The sequence below is a fragment of the Reichenbachiella sp. genome, assembly GCF_965233835.1.
Taxonomy (GTDB): domain Bacteria; phylum Bacteroidota; class Bacteroidia; order Cytophagales; family Cyclobacteriaceae; genus Reichenbachiella.
In genome coordinates this window covers 4453425-4468092 of sequence record NZ_OZ247585.1, presented here as the reverse complement: position 1 = coordinate 4468092, position 14668 = coordinate 4453425, and the positions used below count along the sequence as shown (strand labels likewise).

The window sequence follows — 14668 nt, the reverse complement described above, 5'->3', positions numbered from 1 at the left end:
GAAAAATTAGACATGAAAAAGATATTTGCAAATACGTGTTGGGTACTGGTTGTCATTGGTTTTACCATAGGTTCCTGTTCTAACCAAGACTTGACTTTAGAGCAGCAAGCTTTATCAAAAATCGATCAGTTGGAGAAACTCATCGATGAAGCCAACAACAAGTCTCTAGATGCTTCGCGAGAGGAAACCATCATCTGGTTTTCAAAAGAGTTTTTGAAATTTGCTGATTGGGACGAAGCCAACAAGGAGCAGGTCGAAAAACTATTCGGTTACTACAAGCCCTACGAGGCTGAAAAAGCCAAATACGCAGAGGAGCTCCCTGAGTTAGAAAGACAGAAAGTGATAGATATCCTGGATCGTGGCATCGAGCAATTGACCCAAGTATTGGACGGGCAGATTGTGAGACGTCCTGCGCCCAAAGTAGACTGGGAGAATATAGAGGTGGGCGAAGACATGCTGTTGAGCAATGGCAAGCCGGTTTTCTTGCACGATTACTTTTCAAAGTCCGTAGGTATTCCACTAGACAATGAGCAGGTGTACAACGACCACTTGGGTCGCATTTACCACGGAGGAGAAAACCTGTATGAAGAGCACCACGACCGAGCCATCAACTCATTCATGATGAATGAAGATGGTAGTTTCGACCAGGAGTTGCTCAAGGAGGTCACCTCAATCTCTGATAAAAGCACGGGATTCCTCATCTATTGGAATTCGGGATTACCGCAGTGGATCAAACACAAAGAGCCTGAAGCGCAAGTGGGCAGGTCGCTCTTCTTGGGGTTCGATGTGGACAACCCATTGGTGCGCGACACCTGGGGCAAGATCGCCAGAAAAACGGGAGAGCTAACCAAAGGAAAGAAGGTGACTCAGCTGGGTTACATCCTGGCCAACGAACCGCACTGGTTTGCAGAGAAAGACTATTGGACACAGAAATATGGAGAAATGAATGCCATTTCTTCTTATACGTTGAATTATTTCAGATCCTGGCTAAACCAGAAGTATCAAGGAAACATTAAAGCGCTGAATGCCAATTGGCAAACAGCCTATTCGGGCTTTGATCAGGTACAAGTAGAAATTCCGATGGACAAGGCCAAAAGAGGCACGCCGCTGTGGTACGACTTCTGCCGATTCAATATGGATAGAGGGATCAATTGGTTTACCCATATTCAAAATGAATTGCATACAGCGAACCCCGATGCCAACACGCACATCAAAGTCATGCCGAGGTATTTTTCTGAAGACTACCGCTCGCATGGATTAGATTTTGAAGCTTTGACAGAACTCACAACTATGATTGGAGACGATGCTAAAGCTCAAGGTGGACGGAACCTGAAAAACCCAAATACGGCAGAAAAGTGGGAGGCGAGATACGCCTACTTGTGGGACGAAGTAGCCTATTCTTATGACTTCATGGAATCTGTTGCTCCCAATAAAATTCACGTTAACTCGGAAACGCATTTCCTGTCGCTAGGAGCATGGAGAGATTTGAACACAAATCCTGAATATGTAAGAAGCGTATTCTGGCTGGCCACACTTCATGGCATGGATGCCAGTATGAGCTGGTTTTGGGCCAGAGACCCTGATGGATCGCCTGAGGACAGACTAGAGGGAGATCTTGATTTTTGGGACCCTGCATTAGCAGGATCTTATGCAGGGTCTGCCAATATGCAGCCACAAACTGTGAATGAAGTGGCGCAGGTGATGATGGATATGAATAGCTTTTCGGAAGAACTCATGGCCCTCAGAAACCAAAAGCGTCCGTTAAGATTGTTTTATTCTGAGACGTCCGCCATTAACAAAAAGAAGCACATGACTGGGCTCTTTGAACTTTATGAGTCATTGTATTTCGAAGGCTTTCCTATTGGCTTTGCTACCGAAAAAATTATCAAGAAACAAGATCAAGACAGCTGGGATGCCATTTTGGTGTATCAGACGGAGTATGTTACCGATGCTGAATTCAATGCAGTTCAGAAGTATTTGGATCAGGGCGGCACGGTCGTCATAGATCAAGTCAGCCTAAAAATGAATGAGTATGGAGCCGAAAGAAGTGCGACTTTGAAGCCTTCTGCTGGAACCATTGTGTCTCTGGATAAGAGCGAGGTCATTGAAGCAACAACTGTATCTTTGGATGTAATTGCTGGTGAATTAGCGGACTTGAAATTGAAGGAGTCGAACGGCACGGCATATAAGGGCTGTACTTGGCGAGTGGTTCAAAATGAAAACGGCAGCTATTGGTTAAATATCTTGAATATTGGCAAGCAAACTGCCAATTTGGAATTGACCTGGAAAGATGGTGGATCAGCTATAGCCACGAATATGCTCACCGGCCAAACGCTGAACGAGTCGTTTGAGTTGAGTCCTAATGGTGTGTTGCTGCTCGAAGTTTCTAAATAAATCCAAGCGGTAGAACCTAAATTAAATCTTATGGCATTTTTTAATATTTCTATCAATGGTTCTACCCACTCGGTTGACGTAGAGGCAGACACCCCACTCCTATGGGTGCTCCGAGATACGCTGGGGATGACCGGGACAAAGTTCGGATGTGGCAAAGGACTGTGTGGCGCTTGTACGGTACTGCTAGATGACAGACCAATTCGGTCTTGCAGTTTGCCAGTGAGCGTAGTAGATGGGAAATCAATTTCGACCATAGAGGCAGCAGGCGATGATTTCGACCATGTGCAAGAGGCATGGACAGAGCTGAATGTGCCTCAGTGCGGCTATTGCCAATCCGGCCAAATTATGTCGGCCATTGGTCTGTTGAAAAACAATGCCAATCCATCCGATGAAGATATTGATATCGCCATGAATGGCAATCTTTGTCGTTGTGGGACCTATGGTCGAATCAAAGCGGCCATCAAGCGTTCAATCGAAATTCAAAAAAGCTAACCCACCGCCATGTCAGATACTACAGAAATCTCGAGAAGAAAGTTTTTAGCCAGTCTTGGGTTGGCGAGTGGCGGGCTAATTCTTGCCTGCAATCCGCTCACAGAATCTTTCGGCTTGTTTGCCAATGAGCCTCTACGAATGGCAGATGCTACGCACTTTGTGCAGTTGCTCTCCGACGGCAGCGTAAAGATCGTAGCTGCCCGATCTGAAATGGGGCAGGGTGTACGGACGTCACTTACCGCAGCCATCGCCGACGAAATGGATGCCGACTGGGACCAAGTATCAGTCGTTCAGGCCACGGGCGATGAGCGATATGGCAATCAAAACACAGACGGCTCTCGGAGCATTCGCACCACCTTGGTGCCAATCAGGCAAATGGGAGGCATGGCCAGGCTTATGCTGATCGGTGCTGCTGCTGCTCAGTGGCAGGTAGATCCAAGTGAGTGCAAGACTGAAAATCACCACGTGGTGCATACCTCTGGTAAGAAAATATACTATGGCGACTTGGTCGATGACTTGAAAAATCAACCCCTACCAGAAAAGAGTGCCGTAAAACTGAAAGAACCCAAAGATTTTAAATACATCGGCAAGGGTTTGAAGAGTGTGGATATTGAGGGTTTTGTATCAGGCCAAGCCACATACGGCATCGACGTCAGGCTTGAAGGTATGAAATACGCAGCGATAGCCCGATGTCCCGTGGCTCATGGTACGATCAATTCCTTTGATGACACAGAGGCATTGAAAGTGAATGGTGTAGAGCGCGTACTTGCGTTGCCTAGGATTAGCAAGCCTTTCGGTAATCAGAGCGGTGTAGCCGTGGTAGCTAACGGAAATTGGCCGGCCAAGAAAGGCAAAGCAGCTTTGAAAATTAATTGGGATTACGGAGATAATGTGGGTTACAATACAGAGCAGTATCTTGGCCAACTCAAGCAGTCGGTCAACAAGCCACTCAAAAAAAATAATGGAAAGGGCAACGTAAATCAGGCTTTCAGTACTGCCGATCAGTTGCTAGAAAGAGATTTTGTGACACCACATTTGGTGCATGCTCCCATGGAAACCCCCAATGCCGTCGCATGGGTGAAGGGAGATGGTACCTGCGAAGTGTGGGCCCCAACGCAAACCCCGCAGGTGGCAAGAAAAGAAGTAGCTGCTTTCCTTGATATTGACCTTGCCAAAGTCACCATCAACGTGACCTTGCTCGGAGGAGGTTTTGGTCGAAAGGCCAAGCCTGATTACATCATCGAAGCAGTAGCGCTTTCCAAATCGGAGGGAGCTCCTGTTCAAGTGCTATGGAGCAGAGAAGACGATATTCAAAATAGCTATTTTCATGCGTGTAGCGCGCAGAAGCTGAAAGCATCGTTGGATGCCAAAGGTGCGGTGACAGGCTGGCTGCACCGGACCTCCTTTCCACCTATCGGCTCAACCTTCAAACCGGGTTCAACCTATGGAGCTAATTGGGAAATCGGACAGGGCACGGCAGTGTGGAACGAGATTCCAAACTATCAGATAGAGAATGGAGAAGCACCAGCACATCTCAGAATTGGATGGATGCGTTCCGTGTGTAACATTCATCATTCATTTGCAGCCAATGCGTTTATGGACGAGTTGGCCGAACTTCGGGGAGTAGACCCAGTCCTGCATAGGTTAGAGCTTTTGAGTCAAGATCGGGTAGTGCCCTCCAAAGCACCACACAAATTCGATTCAGCCCGTATGAAAGCCGTCATAAAAGAAGTGGCTGCACTGTCAGATTGGGGAGTGCCATTGCCTGAGGGTGAAGCCTATGGTCTGGCGGCAGAGTACAGCTTTTTCACCTATGTGGCTTCGGTAGCACATGTCGTTGTAAAAAATGGCGAAGTGCGGGTGAAGAAAATCTATACCGCTGCGGATTGTGGTTTGGTGGTCAACCCAGATACGGTCAAAGCCCAGCTCGAAGGTTCAGCCATATTCGGTACCTCCATCGCACTAAAAAGTAAGATTACGGTCAAAGATGGTCAGGTAGAACAAAACAATTTCAATGATTACCAAGTGGCTCGTATGTCGGAAGCACCAGAAGTGCGTGTGAAACTTATCAAGAGCGATGAAGCGCCGTCAGGTATCGGTGAGCCAGGTGTGCCTGTTATTGCCCCGGCCATTTTCAATGGGGTTGCTAAAGCTCTTGGGAAACGGTTTTATACGTTACCGCTCAGTGATCACAGTGTTGACTGAGTCTAACATAATTACTCAGCATGAACACCTATTAGCTATTCAGAACCGTGAGGTAAGATAGTGGTATTGATAGGTAATTTTTAGGAGTAGTTTTATGAATTAACAGCCTATTATTGAGATAGGTAAAATAATTCAAGTCCTTTCGGATGGTCAAGTTTGATGCCTATTGAGCCAAACTTACCTAGAAAATGACTGGCTGTGTATGGTCAGATGTCTAAACGTATGTCTGTATCTCGAAGGGTTGAAGAGTTGATTGTCCTGGGACTAAACTAAACTTTAGTAACATGACAAAACATTACTTAATTTCATGGCTATTTCTGATGGTCATTACTATACAAGCGTATAGTCAACTTCCCTCAAAAGCCTCCAATCCAAACGATACTTGGGAGATAAGATGGAGTGCATCTGACGAATTTAATGGGACTTCGCCCGATTGGGCCAAATGGATCAAATCTGGAAATCTACCCAATACATCTTCTTGGAAGTGGGATAATACTAACAATGTAAAGGTAGAAAATGGCATTGCCGAACTCACCATGAGGCACAACCCAGCCAATGCTTCGGATGGCGGTACCTATTTCAAATCAGGTATATTAAAATCCTACAACACTTTTACCTTCGGCTACTACGAAGCCAGAATAAAGGGAGCGCCGTTACCTGGTTCAGGCGTGTGTCCATCGTTTTGGCTCTTTAGTAATTTCGATGAATCGGTGGGCGAGGGCAAAACTATCTATTCTGAAATCGACGTGGTAGAGTTACAGCAATTCGACTGGTACGAAGGTCATCAGGATGATGTCCGAGACATGGACCTCAACTTGCATGCTGTCGTCAAGCATAATGGCGCACGACAATGGAGACGACCTAAACAGTATCCTGAAGAGCAATTGAACAAATGGCGGGCACCCTGGGATCCGCGAGCTGACTACCACATTTATGGCTGCGAAGTCAATGAAAATGAGATTATCTGGTATGTAGATGGCGTAGAAGTGGGCAGAAAACCTAACACCTATTGGTACCGTCCCATGAATGTAACCTTGTCGTTGGGATTGCGAAAGCCTTTTGTTCAATTTTTTGACAACAGAAACAATGCTATCAATCCACTGACTGACCCAGAGGCTAATGCTGCTCTGGCAGACATGCCTACCAGTATGTATGTCGACTATGTACGCGTATGGGAGAAAACAGGTAGCAGCAACAATCCTCCATTGCCAACCGGTGCATTGGGCAACCCCGGCTTTGAAGATGGTAATCTGGATTACTGGACCGCAGGATCAGGTACCATTAACATAATTAACACAGGATCGCAAAGCGGTAACTATCATGCACAAGTGACCAATGCAAGTGTTGGACAGAATGTAACCTTGGCAGCCAACACCACCTATACCATAACAGCCTACGGAAAAATTGAGTCTGGTACCAATGCATTTTTGGGCGTGTCTAAGGCTGCCACGAATGAATTTATTGACAATTATGAAATCACTAGTAATTCATTTCAGCAAGGGAGCATAACTTTTACCACCGGGGCTACAGAAGAATCGTATCGAATTTGGTTTTGGAGCGGTGGAACGGCATCGTGCGATTCCTTCGAGCTATCCACTGGTGGCGACCCTGCACCTGATGTATCAGTCACAGATGTAAACGTAAGTCCGCAAAGTGTATCGCTGGAGGCGGGAGAAACAGCTTCTGCGACTGCCACGGTGTTACCCGTCAATGCGACCAACAAGCAAGTATCTTGGTCATCGCTTGACCCTTCCGTTGCTTCGGTCGATGGGAATGGAATGATTTCTGGTGTATCGGCAGGTACCACAACCATTACTGTCACGACTCAAGACGGTGGTTTTTCGGCGAGCTTGCAAGTGACAGTTAGTGAAACTAGCTTGCTCACTAATGCTGGGTTTGAGACCGGAGATCTTAGCGGATGGGAAACCAGCTATGGTAATAGTTCTAATGTAAATGGCAATGCCAATTCAGGCACCAGAGCAGGATATGTAGATGGCAATGGCGGGCTACAGCAGGTGGTTTCCCTTGAAGCAAACACTACTTATATACTCTCTTGCTATGGTAAGGTAGGAGGCCAGGGCCAAGAGATTTACCTTGGAGTCACTAATCAAACCACAAACACTTTCATTGCCAATCATTTGTTTAATGCCACTGGTTATCAACGAGGTGAAATTACATTTTCGACTAGCGGGAACGTTCAGGAATATAAGGTATGGTTTTGGAGCAACGGAGGTGGAGACTATTATGCCGACGATTTTGAGCTAGTCAAACAAGGTGGGTCGTCTACCATTGCTGTAAATGGTGTAAGTTTGAACATGACTGACCTGAGCTTATTGGTCGGAGAAACATTTGACTTGCAGGCTACGGTAACACCTCAGAATGCCATCAATAAAGGGGTCACTTGGAGTACTGGAAATGCCACAGTAGCAACGGTAGATAATACGGGAAGGGTGACCGCTCAAGGAAGTGGTGCTACCAATATCACTGTCATCACACTAGATGGCGGGTTCGGTGCTAGTGTCTCATTGTCAGTGAATGCTGGTGGCAGTGGATGCAGTGCCCCCGCGTGGGAACCAAAAGGCTATAATCACGGAGATCAGGTGGAGTATAATGGGACGCTGTACGAAGTGAAATGGACTGGAGGTATCAAAAATGGTGGATGTGTACCGTCGTCGTGTGCCGGATGGACCAATCTAGGTTCATGTAGTTCGGCGAGGATGGCTAATACACGGGAATTGAATGCAACCACAGACTATCTAAATATGTATCCAAACCCATCCAGAGGACATGTGACTTTAGACTTTGGCTCTAACGTGGACAGCAAAGTGATCACTATTTTGAATATTCATGGTAAGGTTTGGAACAGGTGGACTACAGAATTATCCATTATAGAAATTGAGACTAAAGAACTAAAAGGTATTTACTTTTTGCAGGTAGAATCCAATGAGCAGTCTAATACTCATAAATTATTAATTGAATAAATAGGTGCTTATCAAATTTTGCAGACTTAATAGTAGAATATACTGCTGAAACTAAAAAACCACTCAGCCGAGTGGTTTTTTAGGCTTTCACTCCTTTGTTAGTACATGGTTCAATTAAACATTGTTAGATATTTAAAACATGGATATTTCATGATTGAATTGCATTAAAATAATGCTACATATCAAACAAACTGTATATTTGATGCTCAATTTTTTTTCATTCGATAATGTCGTAGTGGATGCGTTGGACGATTCGATTTATTAGTACGTGCTGTTGGCTTTTGGGCTTTGTTTGTTCTTATGCTCAGGAAGGAGATTTGTTCCTGACTCACCACCATCATAACATTCCTGGAATAGATGATGTCAACTATCAAATAAAGTCAGATAGCAAAGGACAGCTCTACATCGCTAACCGCTCAGGAGTGATTCAATATGATGGCAACTCTTGGAGTCACATTTCTACACCGAGTGCGGCTGTTTCATTGGACCTCAATGATCAAGACCAATTGTACGTGGGTTGCGTAGGAGATTTTGGCTTGTTGAGCATTGTAGATAAGAAGTTGCAATACCAATCGCTCGATTCCGTGGCCAATGATGATGGACTCTATTTTCAGACTTTATACCTTGGTTCTTCTGTTTTTTTTGTGAATGAGGAAACCATTGTTAGATACGATGTTTCTACGAATTCTATAATGAGAACCACGCTTGTTGACTACGAGGATTTTTTTTCTAAACTATTTGTGGTGGAAGGAAAGATTTTGGTTCAAACAGATAAGGAACTGTATGAATTTGTGAATGATGAGTTGGTCGGTTTTGAATGGCCAGAGTATAATTCCAGTGAATTTATCTTTTTTGAAAAACACCCTTCTAGTAACGTCTACCTAGCTGGTACCACCGATAACACCATCTATATCTATGAAGATAGTGTTTTTACTAGAAGTGAGGTGTCGGATTTATTGTACGACAACGATTCATTTGTCGACAATGGAATATGGGTAGATGATAATCATTTTGCACTAAGCACATTAGAGAATGGCGCCATTCTCTATGATTATAGTCAAAATCACACGGTAGAAGTAATCAATAGAGAAAAAGGTCTGCCTGACAATGAAGTACATGCGATTGGTATAGATCGAGAACACGGTCTTTGGATTTCTCATGAGTTCGGTTTGTCCAGAATGGAATTGGGTATACCCTTTAAAACCTTTAGTAATTTTCAAGGGCTGCACGGGCACCTTTATGAAGCATTTTTTTATAATAAGAGTTTATATGTTGCCACTAGCGAAGGTGTTTATCATTTAACGAAAGTGGAGCGATACAAAAATGTTCCCTATTATGAAACTGTAAAAAAGAAGATCGTAAAGTCAACACCGTCTAAGACTACACAACAGGACTCGCCAGAAAATGATGAGCAAGAGGAGGAGAAGGTGGAAGAACAACCACAACGAGTCCTTTCAAAAAGAGAACAGAGGATAGCTCGGAGAAAAGCTAGAAAAGAGAAGAAAAAAGCTGAAAAAGAAGGCGGTGAGGAAGAATTGGAGGAAGAACCTCAAGAAGAACACAAAAACAAGCCCTCTCAGAAAATATTTAAACCTGTAGAAGAAGTCACCATTGTTTCTAAAAACGTGCGATTACGTAAAATGCGAAAACAGTTAGAAGGCGAGGAGTGGGTGTTCAAACATGTTGATGGTATCCACTTCAAAACGGAGCGTTTTTTCGTTTATCAGGAAGATCTCTATGCGGCAGGAACGAGTGGTGTGTTTCTTATTCAGGGTGATAGTGCGGAAATGGTGATTCATGAACCGATACGTTTTGTTACACCAGAAAAAAAGCATGACCGCCTGATAGTTGGTAACATGTACAACGAGGTCAAAATCTATTACAAACAAGATGACGAGTGGGTGGAGACAGAAAACCTCAACTTGCATGGTGATCTGGTAAAAACAGCTTTCAATGATCAAGACGGTCGAACATGGTTTGCTACGCCGACGGCTTTAATCGAGTTCGATGATATCACTGTAGATCACTTCGATTACAAAATATTTAAGTACAAAAATCAGTTCATCGACAACCCAAGACTGACTTTCTTAAAGGACCGGTTATACCTGATCAACAGCGAGGGATATTTTTACCTTGACTCTGCAAAACTGAAAGTAGTACCTGATCAGTCACTCATGAATGTTTTGGGTAAACCTCTCAAACATCTACAGCAGAGAGATGGCGAGGTGTGGGTTTTCAATGGTAAAAACTGGTATAGAATAGACCATGAAAAGAACATCGAATTGATGGATGTTTTTGGGCTATTCCCTGACATGTCTTATGTGTCGGCATATGATGATAGACTTTGGGCAATTGACGGTGCCAATGAGTTGCTCGAATACCACGAGTCTCAGGACGACAGCTTATTTACCATGAGCCGTAGTTTTATCCGAAGAGCCGCCAGCAACAAAGGGGACATTCATTTGAATAGTGCTATGGTTTTTGACTACGATGAAAATACGTTCTATTTCGAATTGAGCAAGCCAGACTATCGAGGTATCCTCAACACCACTTATCAATATCGAGTGACGGGTATCAGCGATAGCTGGTCTGAATGGGTGAGCAATCCGCAAATCACCCTCAGTTACTTACAGCCTGGTTCTTACAGTCTGGATGTTCGAACTCAGGATGCCTTTGGAAATATTGAGCAATTAGAGTCCTTCGATTTTGAGATCAAGCCACCTTATTGGCAGACTTTATGGTTTTACAGCTTACAGATTTTAGTAATGATATTATTGGTGGCAATTTCAGGTTTTATGAACCGACGTGCTAAAGAAAAGTACATCATTATCACAGAAGTACTGACCGTACTTGCTTTGGTTTTGATCATTGAGTTTTTACAGGCTATCGCTGGAAATTATTTTGATGTGGAGAGTTCGCCGGTTATGGATTTGGGTATCAATGTTTTGATTGCTTTCTGTATTTTCCCACTAGAGCAAGCACTCAAGCGCTACCTCAAAGCCGAAGAAAACAGAAGCAAAGGCATAGCAGGGAAAGGTTTTCTGGAAATTGTCGGTATTCCTAATCCTTTTTCGACTTCAGGCAAAAAGAATGTCTCTGAAGATGTTGACTAATCTCATTACAAAGAACTAATCGACAGCGGCTTATTGAATTTTAAATGAATGGCTAGAGTAGTCCTCTTTTTTTGATTTCTAAGTATTTATTGATCGAATTGACTGTAAGGTCTTCGGGTGAAGTGAGTATGGCGTCAATTCCGTTATGGTGAAGTTCTTTTATGATCAGTTGCTTTTCTACCTGATACTTGGTTGCAATGGTTTTTGTATAGATCATTTCCAAATCATTAGATTCTTTATCCACCATTTCGTCAATTTCAACATTTTTGAAAATAATGACGATCAGTCTTTGATACTGAGCCATTGATTTTAGATGCTGAATTTCTCGTTTAAGGCTAACCAACCCTTCAAAGTTTGTATAAAGAAAAACTAGCCCACGTTTTTTGATTTTTTTTCTTACCCAATAGGTTAGTTTACCATAATCCGCTTCAGAAAAATCAGTTTCTTGATTGTAAAGTGTTTCTAGAATCTGACTGATTTGATTTTTTTTCTTAGCCGCTAATATCATGGTTTCAACCTGTTTGTTAAATGTAATGAGACCAGGATGATCATCTTTTACATATGCAGTATTGAGCATCACCAGAGACGAGTTGACAGCATAGTCCAGAAGGGTCAGCCCGTTGAAAGGCATTTGCATCACTCTTCCTTTGTTTATAATGGTGTAAACATCTTGTGATTTTTCATCTTGATATTGATTGATCATAAGCTGATTGCTTCTAGCAGTCGCTGTCCAGTTGATGGAGCGGACATCATCGCCTTCTACATACTCACGAATTTGATCAAATTCGTAGTTGTGCCCTATTTTCCTAATCTTTTTTATACCTACATCTTGTAAGTGATCAGATATGGCAAAGAAAGCATACTTCTTTACTTGAATAATAGAAGGATATACCTTTACTGTTTTTTCCTTTTCAAATTGATATCTTCTTTGAATCATATGTCCGAGTGTGGAAATGTAAACATTTACATTTCCGAAATTATACTCCCCTCGATCCACGGGTCTCACCGTATATTGAATTGTTTTTTCCATTCCAGAATCCAGGAGACCACTGAATGATATGTTTCTGTTTTGAAATTGAGAAGGAAGCTCGTCTATCAGTTCATATTTACAATCAAACGGGAGGTGACTGTTAAGGAGAATGTAGATTTTGTTATTGTCTCCATTGGATAACCTAGAGGGTGTTTGGCGACTGGCTTCTACACCTTTCTTTAGTCTGTACAATTGATACAATTCAGCGAGAATGACAAGAAGGAATAGTCCTGTAAGTAGATATGCCATGCCGAGCATAAATGGCACAACACTTCCAAATGCAAAAACAAATATCAATACCCCAATACCTAAGAAGAAGTTTTTGGAGATATAGACAGACCCTATGACCTTTATTAAACTCAAACCTTAATTAGCTTGGAACAGCGATATTGTCTACAATATATTTTAAGGCGCTGTGGTTGGTCATGCCTTCCATTTCCTTTTCTGGGTTAAGAACGATTCTATGATTAACAACGGGTGTTACCATTTCCTTCACGTCATCGGGAGTTACAAAATCGCGGCCTGAAATGGCTGCAAGGGCTTTTGACGTTTGAAGCAAGCAAAGACTAGCTCTTGGGCTGGCACCGAGATAAATGTTAGGGTTGTTTCTAGTCTCATGTATGATAGCTGCTATATACGCTAAAATTTCTGGCTTAACTTTGACTTGTGATATGGTCTTTTGAATGGATCTTAATTTTTCAAGGTTGATTATTTTTTTAATGCCAATCAAATCCAGCCGTCGGCCTATATTTTGGTGCAATTCAAGGATGTTTTGTTCATGTTCGAGTGTAGGGTAATCAACCTGCAGTTTGAACATGAATCTATCTAGTTGAGCTTCGGGCAAGCGATATGTTCCTTCGTGATCTACCGGGTTTTGAGTTCCAATCACGATAAATGGAGACCCTAGCTCGTGTGTTATGCCATCTATGGTCACCTGCTTTTCTTCCATACACTCAAATAGGGCAGCTTGTGTCTTAGCAGGAGCTCTGTTTATCTCATCAATGAGAACTACATTGGAGTGTATTGGGCCTTGTTTGAAACTGAACTCATTGGTTTTTGGATTGTAGATCATTGTTCCAATGACATCGCTTGGCATAAGGTCCGGTGTAAATTGGATTCTGCTAAAATCTGAATCTACTGTTTTTGCCAAACACTTTGCCGTAAGGGTTTTGGCCACACCTGGGAGACCTTCTATCAATACGTGACCTTCACATAGCAGCGCAATAGATAATTGTTCTACTATTTTCTGTTGGCCAAGAACTACTTTGTTGATTTCGGTTTGAATGTTGTTAAATGTGTTAGCGACTTCTGTAAGATCCACCCTTGATTCAAACAAGTCCTCATTTTCCATATGTTTGTTCTTTTTTATAATATTTTTTCAACAATTCATCTTGCTCGATGATTCTAATTGGCAACACTTCATCGGAAGCGTTTATCGTTTTGAAATTAATAATCAATTGATCAATCAAATCTTTAGAAACACCTGATAAAGAAGATACTTTTTGAGCAAAGTTTTGGTCTAATTGGGAAGTGTCAATTCTGTACTTTTCTCTTATCTCGGCTAAAAAAAAGCTGACCCTCTTCATGCCAATGTCCTTGTGATCACTTTCATTGTAATAAAGTTGCCCCATAGTTTCAATGAACTCTGCTGAAGCGTTTGATTTTGGGGTTAAAATCGGAATGATTCTTTGTTTTCGTTTTGAATAAAAAATCATGTATAGAAAGGTTCCGGTGAGGGTAAGGTATAGTGCCTGACGCAGACCGTTTGTGCTAAGAACCTGCTGAAAAGGAGATTGTTTGATGTAATTTTTTCTAGCCTTATAATATTCATCCCATATAGTCGGTTGATTTGGCATGTGAGCTAGTACGTCCCGAATGTACTTATCATTATTTTTGGTCAGAATAAATGCATTAGTAAATGCGCTTGGATGAAGATGAATAAAAATGCGACCCATACCATATGGTAGACCTATAAAATTGACGAGGCTATCAGATCGGTATCCAAGTGGTTGAGCCGCTGAAAGACTATCAAAATACGATTTGAAGTAAATATTGAAGGAGGGGCCACTGTAGCGTGAAGTGTCAGCGACAATGGAATGCTGGACATTGGATTCAACTGTAGAACTGTATTCAAAGCTAGTGCTTAGACCCAAGGTGTCCAATAAAAAGTCCGATACTTGTCGACTTATGATCATTACCTGGTTTCCATTGTCCACAAAATTCAGCAAACGCTCAATTTCATATTCTTCGGCCTCGAAAACGTTATTAATAATTATAAGATTTGTGTTACTAGTTGATTCATCAATTGACTGATTTAATGATTCGAATGAAGGTTGTACGCCAGCAGAAAATATGTCTTCTAGCTGATGGTACAATACGTAGTTGCCATAAGGGATTTTGTCAAATTTGGAGTAAGACTCAAGCCAAATGGTTTCATTTGGTTTCATCGATTC

The 14668-nt window shown here is 42.6% G+C and carries 8 protein-coding genes; 5 read left to right on the top strand and 3 right to left on the bottom strand.

The features are described 5' to 3' along the window. Nucleotides 1–12: 12 nt before the first annotated feature. From ACO6S2_RS18945 to ACO6S2_RS18925, 5 genes are all read left to right on the top strand, one after another. The gene (locus tag ACO6S2_RS18945; protein WP_422360131.1) at nucleotides 13–2394 is read left to right on the top strand and encodes a hypothetical protein; all 2382 of its coding nucleotides are present in this window, start codon (nucleotides 13–15) and stop codon (nucleotides 2392–2394) included. Nucleotides 2395–2424: 30 nt separating this feature from the next. After that, the gene (locus ACO6S2_RS18940) at nucleotides 2425–2886 is read left to right on the top strand and encodes a (2Fe-2S)-binding protein (protein WP_422360130.1); all 462 of its coding nucleotides are present in this window, start codon (nucleotides 2425–2427) and stop codon (nucleotides 2884–2886) included. A 9-nt stretch (nucleotides 2887–2895) separates the two neighbouring features. Continuing rightward, a complete protein-coding gene (locus tag ACO6S2_RS18935) occupies nucleotides 2896–5091 on the top strand; it encodes a molybdopterin cofactor-binding domain-containing protein (protein WP_422360129.1) in 2196 nt (731 codons plus the stop codon). 284 nt (nucleotides 5092–5375) lie between these two features. Then, nucleotides 5376–8072 carry an Ig-like domain-containing protein gene (locus ACO6S2_RS18930; protein WP_422360128.1) on the top strand — a complete coding sequence of 899 codons (2697 nt, stop codon included), beginning with the start codon at nucleotides 5376–5378 and terminating at the stop codon, nucleotides 8070–8072. 239 nt (nucleotides 8073–8311) lie between these two features. Further along, entirely contained in the window at nucleotides 8312–11185 is a 2874-nt protein-coding gene (locus tag ACO6S2_RS18925; RefSeq protein ID WP_422360127.1) for a hypothetical protein, read from the top strand. A gap of 52 nt (nucleotides 11186–11237) precedes the next feature. Here ACO6S2_RS18925 and ACO6S2_RS18920 read toward each other — a convergent pair whose 3' ends face one another. From ACO6S2_RS18920 to ACO6S2_RS18910, 3 genes are read right to left on the bottom strand one after another with little or no spacing between them, the layout of a single operon-like run. Next, nucleotides 11238–12578 (bottom strand): DUF58 domain-containing protein, encoded by a 1341-nt coding sequence (locus ACO6S2_RS18920; protein WP_422360126.1) that lies wholly within the window; start codon nucleotides 12576–12578, stop codon nucleotides 11238–11240. Nucleotides 12579–12585: 7 nt separating this feature from the next. Then, nucleotides 12586–13566, bottom strand: a complete 981-nt coding sequence (locus tag ACO6S2_RS18915; protein WP_422360125.1) for an AAA family ATPase — start codon at nucleotides 13564–13566, stop codon at nucleotides 12586–12588. Beyond that, on the bottom strand, nucleotides 13556–14662 hold the full coding sequence (locus tag ACO6S2_RS18910; RefSeq protein ID WP_422360124.1) for a DUF4350 domain-containing protein: 1107 nt from the start codon (nucleotides 14660–14662) through the stop codon (nucleotides 13556–13558). The genes ACO6S2_RS18915 and ACO6S2_RS18910 overlap by 11 nt, the downstream gene beginning before the upstream one ends. Between the last annotated feature and the right edge of the window lie 6 nt (nucleotides 14663–14668).